This window comes from Butyrivibrio sp., from assembly GCF_017940685.1.
Classification (GTDB): domain Bacteria; phylum Bacillota; class Clostridia; order Lachnospirales; family Lachnospiraceae; genus Butyrivibrio.
This window is the reverse complement of record NZ_JAGAYD010000064.1, coordinates 1-25,446: the sequence shown is the minus strand read 5'-3', so window position 1 is coordinate 25,446 and position 25,446 is coordinate 1. Positions and strand designations below refer to the sequence as shown.

Here is a 25,446-nt window from a genome sequence, read left to right as displayed (position 1 = left end):
TGGTCATGCTAAAGAAAGGCCGAATGCCCTTGTCCATTTCATCCTTGCAGGATACTTTATTTGCAGTAAATTTGCTAAGAAAATCAGCCCCCCTCTGCTTAAGGCCTTTCCAGGTTCCTGTCAGAGCTCCAAAGAACTTGCCATGAGCCTTCATCTGTCTTTCGTATATCTTTCCCCAGTCCTGTACTACAACATTCTTGTCCTGACCAACATACTTATCATAGATATCTCTCTGGTTATTTCTTGAATGGAAATAATCTTTGTGATATGCATTGTACTTATCAAGTGCATTCAATTCCCTGACTGTATTAAGGCCAAAATGAAGCATTGGCCGATCTTCCTCAAGCGCACTACTCCTGTAATCGTTTATTTTTTTCTTTTCATTTTTCCTTGTTTTGTACCAGGAACTCTCAGCAGGCTGCTCCTGCCTGTCGAACTTGCCCTCCATTGATGAATGAATAGCGACCTGCTCAATTTTCTTAAGTCTGTCCTTATAATCGGTTTCCTCGTTGGCTTCCCACTTTTGGTAGTAGTTTTCCATAAAGTTCTGCTTGTGTTCGCGGTAAGACTGCTCACTCCAGTCCTTCTGCATATCCACATTCATTTTCGTAAGGTTCTTATTCACAGACTCAGTTGTAGTCTGCTGTTTTTCTAGAGATTCTAATACTTTTTTCTGTTCTTCCTTTGTTAACTTAAATCCATCCATATCTAATGCTCCTTACATTTGAAAATTAAAATGTTTTATCGTGTCTTCAGATCACGTATCTGTATCTGCAGGAGATATCGTTTATATCCTCAAACAGGTTCAGGATAATATCTTCTCCGGCTTCATCAACTGGCTGGATCAGTATCCTGTGATTCTTTGTGAATTTCTTTTGCAAAAGATCTGTGCTCTTCTCCAACATGTGCAGCAATTCTACCGGCGACTTGTCCTTAGAATGTATAGCTGACAGAAGCAACAGGTCTTTTGATATATTTTCAAATACAAGATAGGACTCGAGAATTCCGTTATTTATGATGCCCACGCTGACATCCTTATCTATCCTTGGTGATGTAAGTCCGTTAACAGGCGTCATCGCTCCTGACTTTTCAGCTTCACCTGTAGCGTGCTTTAATAACTTCTGGTCTATCTCTGAAAACTCTGTTCCACTTCCTTTTTTTTCAGACAGCCTGGTGTTTTTGAGATTTCCAACTGTTGTCAGGTAACAGTCATACTCTGGGTCTGCGTACTCAAATCCGTACTCCTCAAGGAAGTTTGCAAAGTCTTCCTGCTCCTTGCCATAGATCAGAAACTCGGTGTTAAACTCCATGTTCTCCTGACCGAAGATCCTCTTGGTTTCATCCAAAAGAAATTTTCCTCCGCCTTTGCCTCTGAACTCCGGAGCAACATAGAATGATGTTATGTTTAAAAGAAAATCATCCGGCCTTATACATATGGCTCCGGCTGCTATGTTTTCGCCTTTTTTAAGTTCGTCAGCCACAAGCCCGATTGGCAATATCTTAAGATCCTCATTTATGAACTTTTCATCCTCTGAGGTGATAAAATCTTTAAAATACTCAAGATTGTCTTTTGTGATTGTTGTAATTTTCATTTCTACCGCCTTTCCTTATAGTCTTAATTATTTATACGTGGCCGATTCATTTATGGCAATTATATTTATTGGCTTTCAGATTCTTCAGAGTTCCTTACTGGAACAATGATCTCTACGGTCGTTCCTTCGCCTTCCTTTGACTTTATGTGAAGCTCTGCGTCCTCCATGATTTTTAACCTGTTTCTGACATTTTGGATGCCTGCAAGATCCCTGGCCACCACTTCTTCCTGCTTTAGCTTGTCGTAGTCAAAACCTATTCCGTTGTCAGAAACTGCGATCTTGACATATCCATAGCCTTTTTCGGAAGAGATTTTTATATTTCCCCTCTCATCTGGTGGCAGCTTGTAAATTCCGTGGGTTAAAGCATTCTCTACAAGTGGCTGTATTGTAAGCGCCGGTAGCTTGAAGGAAGAAACCTTTGTGTGATACTCCACAGTAAATCTGCCCGGATTTCTTGTCTTTTCAAGCTCCAAATAGACCATTGTGTGGTTTAACTCTTTTTCAAATGAAACCAGGTTCTCTGAATCAATGGATTCAATATCCTGTCTTAAATAATTTGACAGATGTACAATAACCTCTTTTGCCCTTGCTGTGTCTGTATCGCAAAGAGTATAAATGGAACTTAGTGTATCGTATAAGAACTCCGGCTTGATTTGGGAAAGAGCTATCTTGGTCCTCATATCCATAAGCTCATCAGACTGCTTTTTGATAAATATCTCCTTTGCGATCATGGTTTTTGCGTTGTCATCAAGGGCCTGGGCAAACATGATCAGTCCACTTATTATGCAGGCAATATTTGAAAGAGAATATCCGTAGATAAACACCTGTACAACGGATGCTGCAAGCGGCAGAATAAGAAATGTCAACAGGGCATAACGCCTTGGTCTGCTTATGTTATCCATGTATTTGTGAATAAAGATGATGCCCACTATCATCTGAATAGCAAACATAACTGTCAGAATGTCAAAGCCAGGTCCTCTCTCATAAAGGTTGGTCTTTGGATCAATCCTATAAAGAAATCCATTGAACTGAGAAAACGAGATAAATAACAGCTGCAAAAGTGACAGCCCTGTTATCACATATACAAACTTGCTGTCTGATTTTTCTCCTCTAATGGATAATAGAATATAAATAGCATAGAACACGGGCAAAATAGCATTTGCCACAAAATTGATGAAGTTAACAACATTGAGGATCAGATATTCTGTTGCCCCCATCGTGCCTCTGTAATACCAGGCAATAGCATCAAAAAACAACATTACCCCAATAGCTGCTTCCAGACTTGCAAGAGCTTTATACTGCTTCTTGATTACAGACCTGCTGATTACAAGATAGATTGCTGCAATAAAGCAAAAGATTGCACCAAAGAACTCAAGATCTGCGTAAATATACTTATTTACCACCTCTAAGATCTCCAATCTATACAATTTATCGAACATCCATCTTTTATTATACATTAAATTCATTCATCATATTCGAAAATAAATATAAAATGGTCATACGGTGCGTAGCACCTATAGGAAATAGTAAAAGGTCCAAACCAAACTCATCGAGCTTGGTTTGGACCTTTATGATTTCCTAATACGCCAAATGTGTTTGGCTTATATTTCCCTTCCGTTTTTGATGATTTTAGAAAGTTTTAAGGATTGCTTTTCCATAAGTAAAATGTCAGCAATCTTTCCATTTTCAATGGATCCATACCTGTCATCAACTCCTATGCATCTGGCAGGATTAATGGTGCAGCTGTCTATTACATCCTCAAGAGGTATCTTCATCTCAAGAGCTGCTGTCCGGAAAACGTCATAGAGATTTGAAACAGATCCAGCTATTGTTCCGTCAGATTTTAGTCTGCAGTACTTACCTTCCTTTACAACAGGTAGGCCTCCAAGAGTGTAGTCACCGTCAGCCATTCCCGTGCCCTGAGCGCTGTCGCTTATAAGGATGATACGCTCTCTTCCCATAAGCTTGTAGGCAGCTCTCGCTGCAGCAGGATGAATGTGAACTCCATCAAGGATCATCTCGCAGGTAACATTTTCATAGTCAGATGCTGCCCCAACAACGCCGGGTGCTCTGTGGGTCAAGCCTGTCATGGCATTATAGAGATGGACCACATGGGATGCTCCAGCCTCTATAGCAGCTGCTGCCGTCTCATAGTCAGTCCCTGTGTGGGCAAGAGACACCTTCACCTTGTCCTTGACCGCCGCAATGTACTCCTTAAATTTCGGATTAACCTCCGGGGCAAGACCAATTATCTTAACAAGTCCCTTGGAAGCTTCCACAAATTTATCTACCACATCAGCATTGCACTCCATGATATAGGCTTCGTTCTGGGCACCTTTCTTTTCCCTGCTGATAAATGGTCCTTCCATGTTAAAGCCCACAAGGTCTGCGCCATCTTCAGGGACATTCTCGGCGTACTCAGCTCCAAGCCTTAGCACATTACAAAGTTCCTCAACTGGAAGCGTAAGTGTCGCAGGACACATGGCTGTGACGCCGTTTTGAAGTTCATACTTTCCGATCACTTCAAAAGCCTTGCTGTTCCCATCGCAGACGTCGCATCCCATGGCGCCATGGAAGTGAATGTCCACAAAGCCCGGAATGGCAATGCATCCGGAAGCGTCAATCACCACGCCATCATCGCTTGCATCTCCAATGATCCCGTCCTTAACACAGATATCTCTTTTTGAAAAAAGTCTGTCAGGTCCGTAAACTTCAGCTCCAGTAATCTTCATAGTTTCTCACCTCAGGTATTTGTTTCTGTACTCGCCGGCACTCATACCGGTATATTTCTTGAACACCCTGGAAAAATGCGCAGTGTCTGCAAAGCCCACCCTCTCAGAGATGTCCGCTATATGAAGGGATGAATCCTCCATAAGCTTCTTTGCATTTTCAATCCTAACTTCATTTAAAAGATCTGAAAAGCTCTTGCCTGTGCTGTTAAGGAGCTTACTTAAATGCCAGTGGCTCACATAGACCTTTTCAGCCACATCCGTAAGCTGGAGCTTTTCCTTGTAGTGCTGCTCGATGTAGGAAAGAGCCTGCTTCACTACGAAGTTGTTGGCATTCTCAGTATCCTCTAAGGCCTCCTGCTCCTTGGACCTGCCAAGCTTATCAAGCCTCTCTGTAAGGCTCTCCATGGCTTCGTCCAGTTCTTTCATCTTGGAGGGCTTGACCAGATACCTGAAAACTCCAAGATTAAGTGCAGTCCTTGCATACTCAAAATCACGATAACCAGTCAGGATCACGATCTGCATGTTCCTGTGCTCAGAACGCAGCGCTGCGATCATTGTAAGGCCGTCCATTCCAGGCATTCTTATGTCGGTGAAAAGAATGTCCGGCTGATACTTCTCAGTCATCTCCAGTCCCTCTTTTCCTGAGGAGGCTGTTCCTACAACCACGCAGTTATATTTTTCCCAGTCGACGATCTTGCGAAGACCCTCAACAATAACGGGCTCGTCGTCCACGATCAAGACTTTGTACATCTGTCATCCCTTTACAGCACCTGCTGTCATACCTTTAATTATATACTTCTGTAAGAAAATATATACCACAATTACCGGTATAATTACCAGTGTAACTGCCGAAGCCATAAGGCCGTAATTGGTTCCTTCCTTTGAAGTAAGTTCATTAAGGAGCCTTGTGATTGCCTGCATCTCAGGGCGACGCAGAAAGAACATCTGTGTAAACAGATCGTTGTAGCTCCACAGGAAAGAGAATATGGCTACAGTCACAAATGATGGCTTTCCAAGAGGTACCACGATCCTGAAAAAGATCTGTGGGATGGAGCAGCCTTCAAGGTGAGCCGCTTCCTCAAGCTCTAAGGGCAGTGACTGCACATAGCCCATCAGCACGATTATGGCGAAGCTGATATTTCCTGCAACCTGAGGCAGGATAACTGATACCATGTTAAGTATCCAGCTTGAGGTGTTGGTGATGTGCCAGCTTGTCTCCATGGTATAAACAGGAATAATGGTGGAGAACACTGGAAACATCATCGCTGCGATTACCATGGTGTGACAGAATCTCTTTAGCTTAAAATCAAATCTAACAAGGGCAAAAGAAGCAAGCCCCGCCAGCATCATAACTCCAATAGTTACACATGCTGAGATAAAGATACTGTTAATGTAGGCGTGGAGAATATCCAGCCTGTCAAAAGCTCTTTTGTAATTGGCCAATGTAAAGAGATCTCCAACCGGCAGCGCAAAAGAGTTATTAAGGATCTTGTCCTTGGCTTTAAAGGAGTTTTCCAAAACCCAGAAAAGAGGATAGATAGTTGTAAGTGCCCACGCTCCCAAAATGATGTACAAAACAGCAAGGCCCAGTTTATTTCTTTTCATATCAGAAGTCCTCGCTTTCTTTAAATACACGCCTTGTGAGCCTTGAGAGCACAACGCCAAGGACTACAATAAGTACAGCCAGTGTTGCGCCGTAGTCAACATTCTTGGCCTCCATGGTCTGGTAGTACATATAGGTTCCTGTAAGGAAAGTCTCCTTAAGAGGCATTCCCTTGGGGAACATGGTCCATGGAAGATCAAATACCTTCAGGGCTCCTGTAACTCCAAGAGTAAGGCAGGTGCAGATGACGTTTCTAAGAAGTGGTATAGAGATGTAGATGACTCTCTGAAACCTTGTTGCTCCGTCAATAGCAGCTGACTCGTACAGCTCCTGGGAAATGTTGTTAAGGCCGGTCTCCAGGATTACAAAGTAGAATCCCACATACTGCCACACAACAGGGAGCATCATGGTAAAGATGGCAAGCTTTTCGCCCTTCCAGTCTGTGAGCGTAGTCTTTCCAAAGAGCTCCAAAAACTGATTGAGCATTCCCTTGTCGTACAGGAAGATCAGGTTAAATAAAAGTCCCAGTGCGGTAGCTGAAATTACGATAGGGAAGAAATACACAGTCCTGAAAAACTGTGTGCCCCTTTCGATGTTGTCCACAAGGAGCGAGAGCAAAAGAGCTATACCTACCTGTCCAACAATGGTTGCCAGTATCATAAGAACTGTATTTTTAAGTGACGTCCATACAACCGGATCTGTCACAAGTTTTACATAGTTATCGTAAAAAGGCTCATTCCACTTGGTCCCGTAGGTTCCAAGATTCTTGATCTGCCTGAAGCTTCCATATATGTTTACAAGAAATGGATAATAAAGATAGACCACAAGAAAAAGAAATGCAGGCAGCAGAAATAACAATACGTATTTTTTGTTCCTGTATATATTAGACATACTAAAAGTCCCTCTTAAAATTCGACCGGCAAATGCTTATGATTTGCCGGCCGAAAGTAACCCCTCATTAACCTTCTCTAAAAAAGTTACTGGGCATTATAAACGTCGATACCTTCCTGAACTGCATCTGCAGCGGATACATTGCCAACAACGATGTCAGGCATTCCATCGAATGTAGATACTCTGCAGTCTCCGTTAAAGAGATCCTGTACAGCGCCGGTAAGTGATGTAACACCACTCATCATATCCATAGCCTTAACCTGGAGTGCGTTGAACTGAGTCTCATCAACCTTAGGAGCGTTCTTAAGAGCTGATGCTGTATGCTGTGCGAATAAAGGAACAACCTCATCACTTGTCATGTACTCAACAAAGCTTACTGCTGCTGCCTTCTTGGCAGGATCTTCCCAAGCCTTGGTTGTGATGTAGTAACCCATTGAAAGTCCGCCAACAAGATCTGTTGTCTTTCTGTTGCCCTTTCCAGGGAAGTAAGTTACATCAAAGTGGCTAAGCTTATCAGCATCGATTGTGCTTGGATCATCAGGATCTGACTGGCATGAACCAACAATACCACCAACCTTCCATGAACCATCAAGAAGGAATGCAGCCTTGTCGTCTGTGAACATTGCAAATGTCTCGTCGTCAGTTGCTGAAAGAGTGTTGTCAGGGAAGAATCCAGCCTCGTAAAGTGCCTTGATATCCTCAAGTCCTGCTACCCACTGAGCGCCTGTTGCATCATCTGCTGCGCCAGGGATATTCAAGTGATCAGCTGGTGTCTGCTGATTATAGATTGCAAACTCCCACCAGTAGTGAGGGATATTACCAAGAGCTGCAGCGATTGGTGCGTAGCCAGCGTCCTTGATCTTCTGGCAATCTGCAAGGAACTGATCCCATGTATAATCAGCGCCTGGCATAGCAACTCCAGCATCCTCTAAAACCTTGGTGTTAACAAACATTGCTTCCCAGTATCCATTAACTGGAACTGCGTACTTAACGCCATCTGCAGGTGAAGCTGCGATGAGGTCATCGTTCATGTTAGAAGCGTACTCAGGGAATTCTGCTCTGATGTCGTCAATTGATACAACCTTGCCTGCATTAACGAAATCATTAGCGTCTGCTCCGTTGAAGAAGAATAATACGTCAGGCTCTGAACCTGTCTCAAAGTCTGTGATGATCCTTGTCTTGAAAGTCTCATCAGATGTTGCTGATGTGTCGCTTACTGTGTTGCCTGTAGCTGCTTCCCAGCCTGCAACTGCATTCTTGTAGTTCTGGGCATTGCTGTCCTCACCAGCAAATGTAGTTGTTACTGTGATCTCTACAGGGCCTGCTGCCTCTGTTGTCTCAGCTGCTGGTGCCTCTGCTGCAGGAGCTTCGCTCTCAGTAGCTGCTGGCGCCTCTGCTGGGGCCTCTGCAGGTGCTGCGCTGCCACAGCCGTAGATGGTAAGACCCATAGTAGCAGCCATAAGTACTGCTGTCAGTTTTTTCATTTTCATACATTCTCCCTTCTGCACGCTGTCCGCGTACAAATACCTTCGTGTCGTTCTGATATTAGAATAACCTGACAGCTCTTTAAATCAGATTGCTGAAATTGTTAATTCTTGACAAATATAGTGCTGATTGTATTTCCGTTTCCGTCGGGTTCAATAGTAAGGTGGCTCCCTCCTCCGTAGATCATCTTAAGACGCCTGTTGACGTTCCTTATACCGATCCTTGTGGAGCGCTCTTCCATTGGCTTAATATCAATCTCGTCAGTTAAGAGCTCTTTTATCTTGGCCATATCCTCAGCTGACGGCTCTCCAGGATTGATGATCATTATCTTCATGTCAACCTTCTCGCCGTCCCTTGTACCCTCTATCTTAAGAGCGATGCTCCTTCTGTCATCCCCAGTGTTTCCATACTCAACAGCATTCTCAATGACTGGCTGTATGATGAGCCTTGGAACCTTCACAGGTAAAAGAGCTTCATCTATCTCTTCTGTGTGGGTGAACCGCTCCTGGTATCTGCACTCTATTATGTAAAGGTACGCATTGACGTACTCCATTTCCTCTTCAAGAGTTATGAGGGACTGCCTGTTTCTGTCCATGGTGGCGCTCATCATAACTGAAAGTGCCTCGATCATGCTGGATACCTTCTCCTCGCCATGCATCCTGGCTTCCCAGTTGATGATCTCCAAAGTATTATTTAAAAAGTGCGGATTGATCTGGGACTGCAGCGCATGGATGTTAGCATCGCGAAGTGCGATCTCCTCAACAAATATCTTGTTGAACTGCTCCGAGAGTTTTTCCGACATCTTGTTGAAGTTCCTGGACAGATCAGTGATCTCTCCGTTGTTTTCCTTGACCTTGGCCTTAACACCGTAGTTGCCATCTGCGATCTGCTTGGAGGCATCTGTAAGATTTGAAATTGGTCCCGTGATCTTGCTGTTAAAGAAGTACATGACCACATATATAAGAGGGATCAGGAAAACCAGAAGGATACAGAAGGTAACAGTAATGCTCCTCTTTTCCAGATTAACCGCTGTGGCGTCGTAGGAAACAGCGTATGTAAAATCTCCGTCAACACTTCTCTTGGAGCTTACAACCATCTGCCTGCCGCCCACAGCCGCCATAATAACTTCATCATTTTTCACCGGCACATCAATGCTCTCTGGCATATCCCCTTCGGAAAAGAGCTGCTGCCCCTTAAACATAACGCTCATGCCCCGGTATTCCCAGACACTCTTTACACTTTCAAAAACCTCTTCAGGGTTTAATTCCATTACAAGGACTGCATACCTCTTAAAGCCCCTTCCCATCAGGTTTCTGATCATATATACATGTCCGCCCATGGAAAAGAACTCAGTCCTTGTATCAAGTTTTTCCGACATATCAAGAGCCTCTTTCTGGACCTGGTCCTTAAAAAACCTGATCCTTGAGACGCTTCCTCGTCCAGTGGTGTTACCTGTATAGTAGATAGTATCCGGTTCATCTATGAATATAAGTGCTGTTATATCAAAACTTGGATTGTACTTGTACTGCTCAGCCAGAAAGCCAGTGACATCATTATAGAGATTGCCTTCGTCCCCATCAGACTGGTACCTTGCCCAGGCATCTCTGATATACGGAAGATATGATGCATCCTTGGATGCGTCAATACAGTCAGAAAGGCGGAGGATACTTATCTCCGCCGCCTTCTCCATTGATGTTGTTATAAGGCGCTCGCTCTGGCGATCGATCCTGCCAGATACCACAAGGAGAAACAGCAGCACGATGGCTGTAAGTGGAACAAACCATCCAAGGGCCATTAGCCTTAGCATCTGCCATTTCAACGTGTTTCTGCGCTTCATTGTTCTACCTCTAATCCCAGAAAATCCCTAAAGATCCTGCAGATATCCTCTGCAAGGTCCATATCGTCCATCTCACAAAAGATCCTAAGGAGCGGCTCAGTGCCCGAGAACCTTGCACAAACCCATCCTCCATTTTTAAAGTATACCTTACAACCATCCATATAGGAAGTCTTTAAGGTCTCCACCGGGAACCCTGGAAGAAGCTTATCCTCCATGAGGGTTTTCTGGTACTCACTCTTTTTTGAAGCCTTGAAGGAAAAGTTCTTTTCCACCATATAAAAGTGCCCGAACTCCGAGCGGATATCGTCGTAGATCTGGGATATCTTTAGTCCTGTAACTGCCAGCATTTCTACCAAAAGAGCTGCTGCATACACGCCATCTTTTCCATTTATGTGGCCTCTTACCGTAAGGCCACCAGATGACTCGCCTCCAATAAGGGCATTGTGCTCTGTAATACCTGCCGAGATGTGCTTAAAGCCAACCGGAACTTCGTAGCACTCCTCCCCAAACTCTTTTGCAATACGGTCAAGCATGTGGGTGGTGCAAAGGTTTCTTACAACAGGCCCCTTCTCGTGCCTGTACTTAACAAGATAGTAATACAGAAGAACCAGAATATCATTGGGAGAAAGATATCTTCCCTTGTCGTCCACAACTCCGATCCTGTCGGCGTCTCCGTCAGTGGCTATTCCTATGTCGCAGTGATAATCCTTGACACAGGTCATAAGAGGCGACATTGCTCCTTCATTTGGAGCCGGGAGCTTACCTCCAAAGAGGGTGTCATGGCGGCTGTGGATGGTTTCCATCTCGCACCTTGCTGTAAGAAGTATGGTCTTGATTGCTGTCTCACTTACGCCGTACATGGGATCAAGAGCAACCTTAAGGCCTGCTGCCCTGATAGCATCCACGTTGACACGGTCAAGGATGTTGTCGATGTACTCATTTATTGGATAGAACTCCTCTATAAAGCCTAAAGCCTTTGCTTCCTCATAGTCCATGGACTTAACTGGAAGTGCCACATCTTCTATGTATCGCTCTACATCTGCTGTTACAGTCTCATCAGCATCCCTGCCCTCTTTGGTAAAGAGCTTGATGCCATTGTAGATAGCAGGATTATGGCTTGCTGTCACCATCATTCCATAGGGAAGATCGTGCTTCATAACATAGAACATTACAAGAGGCGTGGGGCTTGACTTGTTGATAAGGCTTGCCTTTATGCCATTTGCCGCAAACACTACTGCTGCCCACTGCATGGCTTCCTTGGATAAAAATCTTCTGTCGTAGCCAAGAACTATACCATAGGATTCCAGATGCTCATCCTTCATCTTGGAGCTAAGAGCCTGGGCCAGTATCTGAACATTCTCCCTGGTGAACTCATCGCCGATCACTGCTCGCCATCCGCCGGTTCCAAATTTGATCATTTTTGTATCCCCCTCATCCCATTACAACTTTTACTTTATGCTCTTTTCCATCGCCTGCTATAAGGATCTTGTCTACCGCTTTACCATCAACCCAGATCTCTTTTACCCCCTTCTGAAGGTGGTCAGGATTATGAACTGTTACATTGTAGATATCTCCCCTGAAAGCTCTTTTTACGCTAAAGCCATCCCAGGAAGCCGGGATACATGGGTCAACTATAAGCTCATCGAACTCAGGCCTTACGCCCAGCAGGTAGTGAGTAACTGCAAAGTACGCCCAACCACCGGACCCTGTCATAAAGGGATGATGAGCCCTTCCGTAGGTTGTGTGGTCCTTGCCGGAGATGAACTGGCAGTAGGAATAGGGCTCAGCCTGCCTTATCTCTATCATATCGTTCTGATAGTATGGGCAAAGGCTCTTATAGTACTCAAAGGCCCTGTTGCCATTGCCAACTCTGCACTCTGCCGACCATACCCAGGGGTTCGGGTGGGAAAAGATACTTGCGTTTTCCTTAAGTCCCGGGTAGACCCTTGCAACAAATCCGATATCGTCATCCGGCTCTGTGTAAGCAGGTCCATTTAACATTATTCCGTATGGTGTGAACAGGTGCTCATAGATAGAGTCAAGAGTCTTTTTACTCTTATCCATATCTGCAGCCCCTGACAACACCGCCCAGGCATTGGACTCAAGGTGGATCTTGCCCTCCTTGTTTTCCTTGGAGCCGATCTTTCGACCACTTCCTGTAAAGCCTCTGAGGTACCAATCCCCGTCCCAGAGAATGTCATCAAGGGTGTTCTGAAGGACAAGGAGCATACTGTCATATCGCTCTGCATCTTCTGAAAGTCCCAGATACTCTGAAACCTCAACCAGACAGGTAAGTGCCTTGTACAAAAGAAATGACACCAGCGCGCTCTCTCCGCCGCCAAGATTAAGGCAGTCGTTCCAGTCAGCGCGTAGTCCTTTGCAGATACCGTGCTGTCCAGCCTCGTTGTAGGAGAACTCCACAATCTTTTTCATGTGTTCATATACTGTGCCAGATCCGCCATCTGCATAGCCATACTTCTCTCCAAGAAATCCCATGTCGCCGGTTTCCTTAACGTACTCAGTTATGGTTGGCACAAGCCACAAGGCGTCATCAGCACAGGCATCCGCAAGGCCGTGAACCTTGGAAGCACCTTCTGGTTCGGGGATGACTGTCGGAGATTTGAAGGGCTTTTTCTTGTCCTTATTCTCATCCTCCGGCGCAAACCACCTTGGCTCAAACAGATGTATTCCGTATCCTCTAGTGGTCAGAGCTCGAAGGAGTTCTATTATCCTCTTCCTGCAGCCCTCAGGGTTTGAAGGAATAACTGTCATGGCATCCTGAGCGGTGTCCCTGTAGCCCAGGCCTGTTCTTCCTCCAACCTCTATAAAGGAAGCAAACCTTGAGAACATTACATTTATCTCAGACTGATAAAGCGTCCAGGTGTTTATCATGGTGTCAACTCCTGCCTCAGGGGAAGATACCCTGAAGCTGTCTTGTTTCTTTTTCCAAAAAGCCCTAAGCTCAGCATAGGCTCTGTCCATGGCCGCAGGATCAGCATACTTTTCCCGGATCTTTTTTGCCTCATCATAGGCGCCTTCTCCAAGAAAAAAGAGAAGTCTCTTGCTCTCACCTGGCTTAAGGGTCAGGCACTTACTAAGAGAAGCACAGTGGTTGCCACCTTTTTCAGTGTGACCAGAAAGCTTTCCCTCTGCTACAGCCTTGGGATTTGACTCAGTATTATAGATCCCGATGAACTCATCCCTCAGGCACTCAAAGCCTTCTGGCTCAAAGTTTGCAGTAAAGTACTGATAGCCCTCTTCCTCATAGTAAAGGTCGTGGATGATGACGCCGTCCTTATATTCGCTACCTGCGCAGTACAGGCTCATCTGGAAATTCTGGTTATCTATCATCACATGGTGAAAAGAAAACTCGGCGTAGGTAAACACGTCAAGCTCCCTTTCCCTGTCTGAGTTGTTGGTGATATTAACGTCCCACACCAGGGCGCTTTCTCCGATAGGAATGCTCATCTTCTGGCTGGCGTGTATACCCTTATAGTCGCACTCATAGGTCGTTACGCTCATACCATGACGGCAGGTGTACCTGGCCTCATCAAGGCTCTTTCCAACTGGCTGCCAGGAAATTGAGAAATAGTCCCCATCCTCTCTGTCCCTTATGTACACATAGTCTCCAGGCCTGTCCATAGGAATGGCATTGCCCCGAAACCTTGTGATCCTGTGGTACTCAGGAGATTTGTAAAAGAGATACCCTCCAGCTGTGTGATTGACCACAGCGCACATGTCCTCCACGCCAAGATAGTTGGTCCAGGAGGTTGGAAGGTCCACCCTGTCTATTACGTACTCATCATTGTCCCTGTCAAAATATCCGTATTTCATAACCTCTCCCCATCATTTGATCTACATGGTTTTTGTTCTATGCTTTTAGTTTATGAAAACAGGAAATAAAAAGAATGTCTGTTTTTGGCATATTTCGCAAACATATGCAAAAACTGACATTCTTTATTAATCGAGAGAAGGCGGGACCTGCCAGGCAGGTTCCGCCTTTACCATAACTTTAATCACTTGCAGAAAATCGCTCTGCGAAATGACCCCTCGATCATATTATATTAGTTTTCTTCCTCTCTCTTTCTTGTAAGGAAAAGTGCTACGCTAGCTACTGCTGCCATAACAAGTACTCTTACGAATGGAGCTGTAGTCTCATCAGCTGTTCCACGTGCTCTGCTTGCACCAAGTACTGCAGGAGCTTCACCAGTTGCTTCTTCTCTCTGTGCACCAAGAACCTGACCAGCTGGAGCTACTGTTGCAGCAAGAGCTACAGGTGTTTCCTCAATAGCTGCAGTTGTGATCCAAGGAGCTCTCTCTGGTGTAGGAGTAGGCTCTTCTGGTTCAGGGCCAGGAACTGGCTCTTCAATAGGAGCAATATTTACTAATGGTCCAAACAGATTTGATCTGTGCCAATTGCCATCAACTCTTACATCATCAAGTTTCTCAGGTATAAAGTTAGGTACATCACTTAACATCATAAGGAACTCACTTGGCATAGCTGCACGTGTGCGATAATCTGCTGCTACAATAACTTCTCCCTTAACTGGGTAATCCTTCTCAGGCATAACAAATGTTGCATATGCAGGTGTGTACTTAATATTCATTGCACCCTTGCCAGTTGAACCAAAACTATCAACTGTAACTGTTGTTAACTCAGGATTATCAAGGACTCCTGTCTTTGCTTCATATCTTCCAAACCTATCAAATCCTGAATATGTATAAGAAATAGCTAAGTAAGGATCACCACCCTCTTCAGGATAGATTACGTCAACATTTGTGATACCAATGCGCTTGTTCTGCCAGAAATTAACTGTAAGGTTGTATGTCTCATCACCAATAGTTACTTCTACTTCTCTGGCTTCATTCTTATCCTGTACTGTGTAGTAATAGCTTGTTGTTACCTCATATTTTGTGATGTTTTCTCTAAGGGTATCGTATGCTTTCTTTTCAACATATGCATACTGAGGCTCACTTTCCTCGTCTTCCTGTTTAAGCTCTACTTTATACATGCCCTGATACTCAGTAATTGTAGTAGGACCAGCTTTTTTCATTGCCTCATAGTCTTCTTGGGTTCCTGCCCAAACTATGTTACCTTCCTTATCTTTAACAGTAACCAATGCATTTACAGTCTCTTCACTCTTGCCAGGTTTGAAGACATTTTTACTTTTGTCAAAACCGGAAGCCTGTGCTTTGGCACCGACTTCAAGCCCCTTGCTAAGCCTAGCCGTTGTTCTGACAATGTATTGATTTCCAAACCTATCATATGTGTAATACTCTACTGGATATGTAGCAGTCTTATGTCCTACATCTGTTGGCTCTCCGATAACAGTTACCATAGTATTAATAGCAAGAGTATAAGCTGTAGCGTTCTCTATCTTCTCTTCCGGAACTGCTTTTGTAGTGTAATCCCAGTCACCTACTTCTTTGATCTTGTCATTATTCTCAAGATCTTCCTTTGTATTGTTTGCACTTTCATCAGTGGAGTAAACAGTATTTTCAAATGTATATTCTACTATCTTAGTATACTTATCAGACTCTTCACCAGAAAGCACCTTGTAGACTTCTTCGTCTACATATATCTTTTTTCCCTTAGAATCCTTATAGAAGTAAACTGTCTGTGTAGGTGTAAGGCCATCGGCATTCTTAATATATGTCTTAACACCATCATGATGAGAATTTTTAGTTTCAACAAAGTTTCCGTTATCATCATAGTAGCCATAAATCAACTGATTCTCGTAATAATCACGAAGATTAAGCTCGTCTATTTTACCTTCTTCGTCAACAACAACCTCTACAGGAACAAGTCCGTTTTTCTTGTCATACTTATTAAAATCGCCAGGAAGCGCTATATCAACTTCATTACCTTCAGCATCCTGTCCCTGTACCTTCTCTTTGGTCTCAGTGTCGATAAGATAAACAGTTGAATCAGTTACAATTTCACTCTTCACTTCGAAATAATCGATAGTGTCAGTTTCTTTATTGATCTGGTCTCTTTCAACCTTTTCATATTCATTTTCATTACCCTTAGCGCCATTCTCAGCAACGTCGTTCACATCAGAATAGTACTCATTCTTTTCAACTTGAACTGCTTGGTATGACTCTGTATGCTCTGTCTTATCACGCTTGTTTTCCTTAGTATATGAATACTCCTCACCCATAGGAGTTTCCTTATAATCCTCCTGATCCTCAAATGGTGGATAATCATCCTTATATTCCTGTGGTGTTTCCTCTGCTTCTTCTTCCGTGGATAATGCTGCCGCAGCATCTTCTGCAGGAGCTGCTTCAATAAAGTCCCCTCCGCTTTCATCACTAATCGCAAAAGTAGTGATTGAATTGGTTGCAAACAATGTTGCTGCCATTGCCATTGACATTCCCGTTGCCAATAGTCGTTTCCATAACATCTTGTTACTCATTACACATCCCTCCGTTTGTCTCATAAGAAAAATTATGGTTCCCTCAGGAAATGCCAAAAAGAAAGCCCTAACAGAGTTTCCTCTGTCAGGGCTTGATGTTTCGGGCGTTCCCTACTTAAGATTGTAGTAGGGGTATATTAATTTCTATATGGGTCACTGGCCATTTAGGTGGTCATTTTTTATAATTACTTAATAATTCTTTAATTGTTCCCTGCTGGCAAGGCCGTATTTCTGCAGGATTGAGCTCACCTGCTTCTTTACAGTTGAAAGAGAAACCATCTGCTCTTTTGCGATCTCGCCGTTGGTGAGGCCACGCTTTATAAGTTCCAAGACCTCAAGCTCTCTGTCAGTGAGCCTTGGTCCGGCAATGCCAATACTGTCGAGGCCGTCAGACAGATCTTTGGCCATCTTCTCAATCATGATCCTGGCGTCAGGACTTATGGTGAACCTGGCCAATATCTTTTTTATGAACTGATAGTTTTCCGCAAAGGGCAGGTACATCTTATCAGGAAGCCCCATCTCTATTGCTTCCTTAAGTTCAAGCATGGCCTCCTTGGCATTCCCCATAGCCTCATAAGCTGCGGCGCAGTAGATCCTTATGTAGAGCGTAGTCAAAATGTTAGGGTACACCGAAGAAAGGCTGATTGCCTTTTCCGAAACTCCGATCAGCATCGTGTACTTTTTTTGCGCAAGGAGGTACCTTCCGTAAATGATGTAGGCGTAGGGCTGTACCAGGAAGGACAAATGATGAGCGTCGATCTGCCCCTTCTTAAGCCATGGCCTTATTCTGTCATAGTCCTCTGAGAGCATGGCTATATAAGCATCCGCAAGGTCGTAGGTGTAGCGGCTTATATCTTCATCATCCCTGTGAGCCAGCTCCATAAGCCGCTCCTGTGCTTCCGACAAGATATCCTTTTTTCCTGTCAAAAGAGCTACTCTCGAAAGTAGCAGCGCTCCACAGATTTCAACAGAAGTCTGGCGTGTGCTCTCTGCTTCAAACATAGCCTTGTAGGCACCAATCTCAGCCTTGTCATAATTTCCCCAGTTAAGCTCTGCCTCTGCCCGCATTATGGTGTTTCCGCCTGTTCCATTTCCGCTGACCAGTTTTGCATACAGAGGAATGCATTCATCTATCTGCTCAAGTTCCTCTTCAAGCTTTCCAGTTTCTCTATAGTACAGAAACAGTACCGACGGGCTTCCAAAGGTAAAAGCGCATCTTGGGCTGAACATCCTCGAAGGTCTCTTCATGAGCTGCCACGCTCTCTGATGATGGACCATTATAGAATCGATCCTGTTGTACAAAAGAAATGAAAGGAGAAGCTCAAGCTCTCCCTCAAGCTCCTGTTTTTCCTTTTTAGACAGATCACTATTAACTATATTCCCCCGGAGCATTGGCGCAAATCGCACAATCTCTTTTGCCTCGCCCATCATGAAAGTTACAAACATCATACCTATGGGCACGTCAGGGTGCTTGTACATAAGCTCCCTGTCTGAGTGCTCAACCATGTCCAGTATCATGGGAACTGTATATTCTTCGTTTACCGTGTTGAAGTCCTTGACGCACAGAGGTAGCTCGTAGATATCTTCCCAGTGACCAGACAGGTACATAAACCTGATAGCCCTCTTGTGGTCACCGCCATCCCAGCAAAGCCTTCCAGCCACTCTGTAGTGCTGTTTCTTTTCATCCTCTGAAAGCAGTTCAAACTGCTTACTTAAAAAGAGCTTTAAAATGGTCTGAAAATAGTACCTGCCCTCCTGAGGAGAATACTGAATGAAGTATCTCTTTTCACGAAGGTTTTTTTCCGCAAGGCTCTTGGTATGTCCTGAAACACTCACAGATTGAGACAATGTAAAACTTGGAAGGAGGGATAACTGCAAAAGAACACGCTTGTCAAAATCGCTTATCATGCTCCAGACCGTCTTTTCCATCAGATCATGCATTTGACCATGCTGAAAGCTTCCGCTCCTGACATAAGTGTCAAGCTGCAGATATAGAGCTATAGCCCATCCGCCTGTAAGATCCACCACTTCCTGAAGCTCTCCGTCATCAATGTCAATTCCAGCCTTGCTGTAATAGGCACGAATGTCAGCAGGCTTAAAGGCAAGGTCTTCCTCATTTAAATGATAGAACCTTGCGTTTGGAACAAGTTTTGTTCTTTTTTCTGCTGGAATTGTATGAGAAGCAACTATCACATGAAGATCTGGATCCTGATGTGTAGATAAGATATCCAGGATATCTATGGCGTATTTGTAGCCCCACTCCTGATAATCATCAAAAAACATATACGTGACTCTTCCGTCACCTTTGTAATTCTGGAGGGCCCTTCCTAACCTGACAATTCCATCACTTCCAGGAAGGCCTGATGTCTTTATCTGTTTGATATGATCTCCACCAAGCTCAGATATAACGCCTCTGAGCTCAGCCCAGGTGGACTCAACTGAGTTTTCAGGAAGGAATCTGTAAGTCAGAACTCTGCAGCCTTCCTCCTCTTTTTTGGACAAAAAATACCTGACAGCTGTGGTCTTACCAAAACCAGAAGCCGCTTCTATAAGCGTACATGGGAAACTGTCAATTCCCTCAAGCTTATCCTTAAGTTCATCAGAGAAATACTCTACGTTCAGCTTTGTCACTTTGCCCATTTAGTTTTCTACGTGTTCCTTTGACTGGTATTTATATATGTACTCCAGCTTTACCTTTTCGCTATGCTCTAGATCTTTGTAGGCCTCTTTTACCCTTCTTATGACATTTCCAACCTCTGGCTCAGTACATTCTGTGAGTAGTAAAAAGAAACTGTGCGAGCCTGTCTGCATCACCACATCGCTCATTCTAAGTGTTTTTTCCAGGATCTCCCCAAAGGCATTGGTCACGTCTATTAAATAGTTGAGCGCCGCATTATCTGTAGGGTTTAAGTCAAACAAAAGCAATGCAGCAGATCCGCCATATCTTCTGTACAGGCGCATTATCAGTCTGTATGCCACTGTAAAAGAGTCTTTTCCAAGGACAAGCGCTCCATCCTTTTCGTTTCTCTCTTCCACTATCTTCTCTATACGGTCAAGCTTCTGACGGATATTTTCTTCCTCTTCATCAAGTCCGGCATTGCTATGGTGGATTGAAAAGCCGTGCTTGCCATTTTGCTTGACCTGATAAAGCTCGCCGTCAGCTAAGGCAAACAGGTCATTATACTCTCTTCCGTGCTCCGGAACCATAACAACTCCCATGGATATTCCAAGGGGAATGCCATGATCTTTACCCATGATGACTGCCGCCTCCCTAAGGAGCTGCAAGTTCAGCCTTTGGGACAACGAGGCTATAACAGTTTTGTCTGTCAGGTCCTCAAAAAAGGCCATGAACTCATCTCCGCCAATCCTGCACAGAGTATCAGTTTCTCTGGTATTTTTTCTCATAACATCAGAAAAGGCCTTAAGAACAGAATCTCCTGCCTCATGTCCAAAAAGATCGTTGACCAGTTTAAAGCTATCGAGGTCTAATACTGCCAGGGCTCCTGTTTTTCTTTTACATAGCTTTGATACCCTGTCTGTCCCCTTAGCTTTGTTGTAAAATCCGGTAAGCTTATCAATAGTCGCTTCTTCTGTGAGGTTCTCAATTGTCTTACTGTTCTTGATTGTGTGATCGATACGCCTTATGAGAACATCTTTGTTAAAGGGCTTTTGTACGTAATCTGAAGCCCCCATAACAAGGCTCATTTCCTCGGAGTCGCTGCTCTCAGATCCAGACATGAAGATAACCGGTGTGTGCCTTCTTCCAGCTCTGTCTTCATACTTTCTCAGGGCTATATAGGCATCAAAGCCGTCCATCTCAGGCATTATGATATCAAGAAGGATCAAATCCGGATTGTGGGTTTCTATATATTTAAGAAGCCTCTGACCAGAGTCCATGCAGGTCACGTGCATGTTCTCACTTGACAGAAGTGTTCTTACAGTTTCAAGGATAAAAGAATCATCATCGACTACAGCAATGTTGTAATCCATACAAATCTCCCTTGTTGTTATTACCTGCTTTGTACCACATTAATTATAACGTATTACCGTTTATATATACTATCAAATACAGCGCAAAAACCTTATTTTAAGGCAAAGTTTATGATTTTTTTATACCATTGAATATACGCTCTCGTATAAACTATTAGTAAGATTATTAAGATGATCTGACAGGAGGATATGGCTTATGGCTGATAACATCAAATTAAACGAAGAAGAGCTTTCTAACATAACAGGTGGATCCAATGTCCTTCCTGATAAGTTTGTAGAAGGTGAAGGCACCATAACAAGAAAAATGTGTCCCAAGTGCGGATACCCTATGAACTCAGATGGGCACTACTACGGAGGTCTTCCCGCTGTAAAGTGCACAAATCCAGCATGTGAATGCAGTAAAAGCTGGCAATATATGGGATAAAACAAAAGGCTTCAGGATAATAAATCTCCTGAAGCCTTATTATTTTGCCATATGCATCTGGGCATATAGGATACTCCTCAGTTGGCCTTGGTCCCTGTGGTTTTTTCATTGCTCGCCTATATACTCAAAGCTCATTCCATCATCATGGGATACATACAAGCCTGATGGGTGTTTTTCAAGTTCATCACTGTAATAATCACCTGACCATGGACTTTGACCAACCAGCATGTATAAATCTCCCTCCTCTGACCAGATTTTCTCAGGAATAGTGAAGGGATTGTAGATACTGTTATCAGAGAGTTTCACCTTTCCAGATGGATAGTTTACCTGAATAAAAGACTTACCTCCATCCTCCGTCCTGAACAAAAGAGCATCATCTCCTCCGTTGTAGGTAAGACAAGCAAAGCCAAGGTTAGTATCATCTATAAAGGTGATCCAAAAAGCCTCTCCTCCGCTTCCTCCGAAAGGATCTATATTTACAAGAGATGGCTTACCATTTTTGTAAGCATACAGTGAGTAGTAGCTGCTGCCGGCTGCTCTGTCCATTGGCACCATGCCATATACGACTCCGTCTTTTGTGGTATAGGAACAGTCAGGCTCAATTCCGGTAATATAGTCATCGTCACCATCGCCTTCAATGATCCCCAGCATTCCGTAGCTCTTATTGTTCTTCTCAGGATATTCGGCTGTTGTAAGCTCTTTATCAATAAAATCGTAGAGCCCCTCATAAAGAGTAGCTTTATCATAGCCTGCGCTTACGTACTGTGCCAGATCAAAAGATTTTGATACAGCTGGCACTGCCACAACGATCTCTTTATAAAGCCATGGCGCATCGTCGTAGGGTATTTCATTTAAGCACTCTTCCATCCATTCACAGATATCATCGCAGAACCAGGACATATCCTGCATTCCGTTTTCGGAAATGATTGGAACTTGCACAGTTCCTATCAGGTTGTCCGTGCACTCTTTTTCTTCCCAGCTAAGTCCCCTTTGGAACTTCAGAAAAGAATCCTCTGCAAATCTTATATATCTGTTTAGAAGCTCATATTCTGCCTTTTTCTCTTTTGAATTCTCATCGTCATCAGCTATTTCTGCCGAAACTCCAGGATTGTTCTTAAAGCCGTTAACATAGGAATAGAATACCCCTTCAGCTACAGCGTCAGCTGCATAGCCAATATTCCCTGCAAACCGTCTGTAAAATGCTCCGTCACTATGCCAGATAGAGTAACTTGTTTCACCATCACTGTCAGCTTCCCTGACGAGCATATAACCATCCTGCTCTTTGACGATTTTCCCATAGTCGTGATTAAAAACAAGATATAGCCATCTTCCTGCCAGGAATATTATGGCAATACAGGCGAGCACAAGGCTCATAGTTCTGCCTATATAAAGTGCCAGACTTGGTATATTCCGAAATACTCTTGCCCAAAGAAATATGCAGATGACCACGATGACTATCTGCCATATGACAATAAGCCAAAGTCCCAGGTCAAAGTATCCCTGATAGAGTTTTCTAAGGTCGCTTTCCCCATGCTTTAATACAATAAAAAATATCGTCAGCGCACTAAGTATTAGCATAGACACTGACGATAATATTATCCATTTTCTCCCCTTGTTCATGACACTTCCCCCCAGCCTTAATGTCAAGTATTTTTGAGCATGCCTTCCTTAAAGCAAAGGCGCAACAAGCCTAAGCAACATTTGCCCAAATCTTAGGAATCTGCCTCTCCCTGATTTATAATACTCCGTTACTTCATTAGATGCACTAAACATTTCCTCAAAATCTCTTTTTATTTCGTCAACCACATGACTCTCTGCAATAAAACAGCCATTTTCAAAATGATGATAAAGGCTCCTGTAATCCAGATTTATAGTTCCACAGGTCGCCACAGTGTCGTCACTTACTGACATCTTGGCATGACAAAATCCCGGTGTATACTCAAAGATCCTTACACCGTTAACAGCAAGGGCATTGTAGTAAGACCTTGTAACGCTGTAGACAAGCTTTTTATCCGGAATACCGGGTGTGATGATCCTAACATCTACACCTCTTCTGGCTGCAAGGGAAAGAGCACTTATCATCTCGTCTGTGATTATCAGATAAGGGGTTATATACCAGGCATAGTCCCTGGCAGAGTTTGCTATGCTCATGTAAACATCTTCGCCAATATGGATCTTGTCCATGGGGTTGTCAGCATATGGAGCCACAAATCCGCCATCAGACGCCTTGTGGTCATAACGCCCAAGGTATTTCTCAAAATCCACATCGTCGATATCTTTTGCTTTAACAGCATTCCACATCTCAAGGAAAGTTACTGTAAGGCTCCTTACCGCATCACCCTCAAGCTTTAGTCCTGTATCTTTCCAGAAACCAAAGGGCTCCGTTAAATGAAAATACTCGTTAGCAAGATTGTATCCGCCAGTAAATCCCACTTTCCCATCTATGACAGTGATCTTTCTATGGTCCCTGTTGTTGAGGAACAGGTTAAGTCCCGGCGCAAACGGATTGAATACCCTGGCATGTATACCAACACTCTCAAGGCGCTTAACAAAGTCAGTGTTTACAAAGCCGATACTGCCCATATCGTCATAGAAAACTCTGACCTCTACGCCCTCTTTCACCTTTTCTTCCAGGATCTCCTGAATTCCGCGCCAGCTCTCAGCATCCTCTATGGCGTGATACTCCATAAAGATGAACTCTTTAGCTTTTTTCAGCTCTTCCTTCTGAGACTCAAGACCTTTCTTTGCATCATCAAAATAGGTGATATCTGTATTTTTATATACCGGATAACCGGAATACTCCCTGATATAATGAGTGATGTTAGCTGCATAAGGTGACTTTTCTTTTAGCTCCTGCTGCTCTTTATCATTTGCAGGCAAGAGAGGCAGAAGCTTTTTATCAATTTCCTCGTACCGTTTTCTCATCTTTCTGGTACCCTGGTTTTGTCCTACCAGAAGATAAAAAGCAAGCCCCGCTACAGGAACCAGCAGTATGAGAAGTATCCAGGGCATCTTAATTGATGCAGATTGTTTTTTTCCATACAAAGCTAAAACAACGGCAAGACCAAGCAGTGAAAATGCCGCAGAAAACCAGACAAATTCCTTGCTCATCCCTATGATGATCAGAATGATCAGGACTACTTCAATAGCTATGGACAGCAGCGCAAATATCATTCTGATAACGCCATTTTTAACATTGGCCATGGTTTCTTGTGTCTTGCCTACGCTCATCTTTTGATGGTCTCCTTATTTTTCAACCTGATTCTTTCATCAGTACTTAAATGTAAAAGTATATGATCCTTCAGGGTCAACTACAGATCCATCTGTTTCTGTTACATAGAATGAAGCCTCAATTGCAAAAAAGTCTATCATACCCTTAACTGTTTCATCGTCGCTTGTAAACATGATAACTTCGGTACTTTCAGGAGATTCATAATCTACTCCTGTACCGCGAAGCTCCTTGGAATCATCTATATGTATCACAATGTCATAGGAGCCGCTTTCCATTCCCTCTGTAATTATCAGATAGCTATCCCCCGCATAATCTCCGTAATATCCGTAGGGAGTAGAATCAGGAAATGTGAATGTCCCATCCCCTTTAATGTCTGCAAGACTACTTGCCAGGCTATATGCCATCTGCTTATAACGCATTGCCTCGTTGTAGGAATAGATCATCGGATACATGGAGCCGTCCTCATAGGTTTTGCTCATACGCTCTACCATAGTTGGAACGTACTTTTCCCACTTCTCATACTCATCATGAATTTCTTTGTTTTGTGTTGAATTGCTCTGACTGATCCTATCAAGGAGGCTTATGGTCTCATCCTTCCATACAACCGTTCCCCACTGGGAAAGAAGATTTATGGAAGTCTGATCCTGTGCATTCATCCTCATCTCGTCATACTTATCGTAAAGGCCGTTCACCTTCACCAGTTCATCTGACAGGTCAGCCGCAGAACCTGCGATATCATCGATCTCGCTTTTAATAGTATCTGTGTAGTCGTCACTGTCAGCTGCACCAGCATCTGCGCTTTCTGCGGCTGCGTTCCCTGCATCAGCAGTCTGCATTTCTGCGTCTTCTGCTCCTGCATTCTCTGCACCTGTGCTATCCTGAGTTTCTTCTCCTGTTTTCTCAAAAATAGTAGCATCATCCGCTTCTGCTTTGCCTGCGCATCCACCCAGAAGCATAGCAGCTGCCATCATTACAAGTATCTGTTTCTTCATAATTTCTTTTCCTCCTCATAAGTACATACTCATTAATGATGGCACATTATTGTACTTACTGCAACGTTTAGACTTCCAGGGGCCATTAAAATAGTCAACTACGGATTAGTGAATCATGACCACCCGTCCAACGGGTGGTTTGCTCGCCCCTATAAGGGGCAGTTACCGGCCAGCGCCTAAAGACGCTGGCTTTCACTTTGTTCAAGCCTTTATCGCCTTTGACTCGTCGCAGCCCTTGAAAGGGCGCTTGTA

General features: G+C 43.8%; 18 protein-coding genes. 1 reads left to right on the top strand and 17 read right to left on the bottom strand.

Annotated features, from left to right (window positions below; all coding sequences use genetic code 11):
- From J6I68_RS04765 to J6I68_RS04700, 14 genes are all read right to left on the bottom strand, one after another.
- A partial coding sequence (locus J6I68_RS04765) for a hypothetical protein (protein ID WP_292217951.1) occupies positions 1-706 on the bottom strand: 706 nt, incomplete at its 3' end.
- A 46-nt stretch (positions 707-752) separates the two neighbouring features.
- Positions 753-1,592: a GNAT family N-acetyltransferase gene (locus J6I68_RS04760; protein WP_292217949.1), complete on the bottom strand. Its 840-nt coding sequence runs from the start codon at positions 1,590-1,592 to the stop codon at positions 753-755.
- A 65-nt stretch (positions 1,593-1,657) separates the two neighbouring features.
- The gene (locus tag J6I68_RS04755) at positions 1,658-2,995 is read right to left on the bottom strand and encodes a sensor histidine kinase (protein ID WP_292217948.1); all 1,338 of its coding nucleotides are present in this window, start codon (positions 2,993-2,995) and stop codon (positions 1,658-1,660) included.
- Between the two features lie 198 nt (positions 2,996-3,193).
- Positions 3,194-4,324: an N-acetylglucosamine-6-phosphate deacetylase gene (nagA, locus tag J6I68_RS04750; protein ID WP_292217947.1), complete on the bottom strand. Its 1,131-nt coding sequence runs from the start codon at positions 4,322-4,324 to the stop codon at positions 3,194-3,196.
- A 6-nt stretch (positions 4,325-4,330) separates the two neighbouring features.
- Positions 4,331-5,074: a response regulator transcription factor gene (locus J6I68_RS04745; protein WP_292217944.1), complete on the bottom strand. Its 744-nt coding sequence runs from the start codon at positions 5,072-5,074 to the stop codon at positions 4,331-4,333.
- 3 nt (positions 5,075-5,077) lie between these two features.
- Positions 5,078-5,929 carry a carbohydrate ABC transporter permease gene (locus tag J6I68_RS04740; RefSeq protein WP_292217942.1) on the bottom strand — a complete coding sequence of 284 codons (852 nt, stop codon included), beginning with the start codon at positions 5,927-5,929 and terminating at the stop codon, positions 5,078-5,080.
- Position 5,930: 1 nt separating this feature from the next.
- Positions 5,931-6,818, bottom strand: coding sequence for a carbohydrate ABC transporter permease (locus J6I68_RS04735; RefSeq protein WP_292217940.1), 888 nt, complete (start codon positions 6,816-6,818; stop codon positions 5,931-5,933).
- Positions 6,819-6,904: 86 nt separating this feature from the next.
- A complete protein-coding gene (locus J6I68_RS04730; protein WP_330622410.1) occupies positions 6,905-8,308 on the bottom strand; it encodes an ABC transporter substrate-binding protein in 1,404 nt (467 codons plus the stop codon).
- A gap of 98 nt (positions 8,309-8,406) precedes the next feature.
- Positions 8,407-10,140: a sensor histidine kinase gene (locus J6I68_RS04725; RefSeq protein ID WP_292217939.1), complete on the bottom strand. Its 1,734-nt coding sequence runs from the start codon at positions 10,138-10,140 to the stop codon at positions 8,407-8,409.
- Positions 10,137-11,558: a phosphoglucomutase/phosphomannomutase family protein gene (locus J6I68_RS04720; protein WP_292217938.1), complete on the bottom strand. Its 1,422-nt coding sequence runs from the start codon at positions 11,556-11,558 to the stop codon at positions 10,137-10,139. The genes J6I68_RS04725 and J6I68_RS04720 overlap by 4 nt, the downstream gene beginning before the upstream one ends.
- 13 nt (positions 11,559-11,571) lie before the next feature.
- A complete protein-coding gene (locus J6I68_RS04715; protein ID WP_292217936.1) occupies positions 11,572-13,974 on the bottom strand; it encodes a GH36-type glycosyl hydrolase domain-containing protein in 2,403 nt (800 codons plus the stop codon).
- A 230-nt stretch (positions 13,975-14,204) separates the two neighbouring features.
- Entirely contained in the window at positions 14,205-16,556 is a 2,352-nt protein-coding gene (locus J6I68_RS04710) for a hypothetical protein (RefSeq protein ID WP_292217935.1), read from the bottom strand.
- 189 nt (positions 16,557-16,745) lie between these two features.
- Entirely contained in the window at positions 16,746-19,196 is a 2,451-nt protein-coding gene (locus J6I68_RS04705) for a LuxR C-terminal-related transcriptional regulator (RefSeq protein ID WP_292217933.1), read from the bottom strand.
- Entirely contained in the window at positions 19,197-20,546 is a 1,350-nt protein-coding gene (locus J6I68_RS04700) for a GGDEF domain-containing response regulator (protein WP_292217931.1), read from the bottom strand.
- A 196-nt stretch (positions 20,547-20,742) separates the two neighbouring features.
- Between J6I68_RS04700 and J6I68_RS04695 the strand changes: the two genes are divergently transcribed.
- Positions 20,743-20,970 (top strand): bacteriocin, encoded by a 228-nt coding sequence (locus J6I68_RS04695; protein ID WP_292217929.1) that lies wholly within the window; start codon positions 20,743-20,745, stop codon positions 20,968-20,970.
- Between the two features lie 105 nt (positions 20,971-21,075).
- On the opposite strand, the gene J6I68_RS04690 is transcribed toward J6I68_RS04695, so the two are convergent.
- Genes J6I68_RS04690 through J6I68_RS04680 form a run of 3 tightly spaced genes read right to left on the bottom strand, consistent with a single transcriptional unit; the run spans position 21,076 to position 25,194 of the window.
- Positions 21,076-22,590 carry a hypothetical protein gene (locus J6I68_RS04690; protein ID WP_292217927.1) on the bottom strand — a complete coding sequence of 505 codons (1,515 nt, stop codon included), beginning with the start codon at positions 22,588-22,590 and terminating at the stop codon, positions 21,076-21,078.
- Positions 22,591-22,638: 48 nt separating this feature from the next.
- Entirely contained in the window at positions 22,639-24,201 is a 1,563-nt protein-coding gene (cls, locus tag J6I68_RS04685; RefSeq protein ID WP_292217924.1) for a cardiolipin synthase, read from the bottom strand.
- Between the two features lie 39 nt (positions 24,202-24,240).
- Complete coding sequence (locus J6I68_RS04680; protein WP_292217921.1) at positions 24,241-25,194, bottom strand: hypothetical protein; 954 nt, start codon at positions 25,192-25,194, stop codon at positions 24,241-24,243.
- Positions 25,195-25,446: the final 252 nt, after the last annotated feature.

Bases quoted from the DNA above. Each gene is read 5' to 3' on its own strand.
- J6I68_RS04690 (WP_292217927.1), bottom strand. From the start codon at position 22,590: ATGAACAAGGGGAGAAAATGGATAATATTATCGTCAGTGTCTATGCTA.
- cls (WP_292217924.1), bottom strand. From the start codon at position 24,201: ATGAGCGTAGGCAAGACACAAGAAACCATGGCCAATGTTAAAAATGGC.
- J6I68_RS04705 (WP_292217933.1), bottom strand. From the start codon at position 19,196: ATGGGCAAAGTGACAAAGCTGAACGTAGAGTATTTCTCTGATGAACTT.
- J6I68_RS04735 (WP_292217940.1), bottom strand. From the start codon at position 6,818: ATGTCTAATATATACAGGAACAAAAAATACGTATTGTTATTTCTGCTG.
- J6I68_RS04680 (WP_292217921.1), bottom strand. From the start codon at position 25,194: ATGAAGAAACAGATACTTGTAATGATGGCAGCTGCTATGCTTCTGGGT.
- J6I68_RS04720 (WP_292217938.1), bottom strand. From the start codon at position 11,558: ATGATCAAATTTGGAACCGGCGGATGGCGAGCAGTGATCGGCGATGAG.
- J6I68_RS04695 (WP_292217929.1), top strand. From the start codon at position 20,743: ATGGCTGATAACATCAAATTAAACGAAGAAGAGCTTTCTAACATAACA.
- J6I68_RS04760 (WP_292217949.1), bottom strand. From the start codon at position 1,592: ATGAAAATTACAACAATCACAAAAGACAATCTTGAGTATTTTAAAGAT.
- J6I68_RS04730 (WP_330622410.1), bottom strand. From the start codon at position 8,308: ATGAAAATGAAAAAACTGACAGCAGTACTTATGGCTGCTACTATGGGT.
- nagA (WP_292217947.1), bottom strand. From the start codon at position 4,324: ATGAAGATTACTGGAGCTGAAGTTTACGGACCTGACAGACTTTTTTCA.
- J6I68_RS04700 (WP_292217931.1), bottom strand. From the start codon at position 20,546: ATGGATTACAACATTGCTGTAGTCGATGATGATTCTTTTATCCTTGAA.
- J6I68_RS04725 (WP_292217939.1), bottom strand. From the start codon at position 10,140: ATGAAGCGCAGAAACACGTTGAAATGGCAGATGCTAAGGCTAATGGCC.
- J6I68_RS04715 (WP_292217936.1), bottom strand. From the start codon at position 13,974: ATGAAATACGGATATTTTGACAGGGACAATGATGAGTACGTAATAGAC.
- J6I68_RS04745 (WP_292217944.1), bottom strand. From the start codon at position 5,074: ATGTACAAAGTCTTGATCGTGGACGACGAGCCCGTTATTGTTGAGGGT.
- J6I68_RS04710 (WP_292217935.1), bottom strand. From the start codon at position 16,556: ATGAGTAACAAGATGTTATGGAAACGACTATTGGCAACGGGAATGTCA.
- J6I68_RS04740 (WP_292217942.1), bottom strand. From the start codon at position 5,929: ATGAAAAGAAATAAACTGGGCCTTGCTGTTTTGTACATCATTTTGGGA.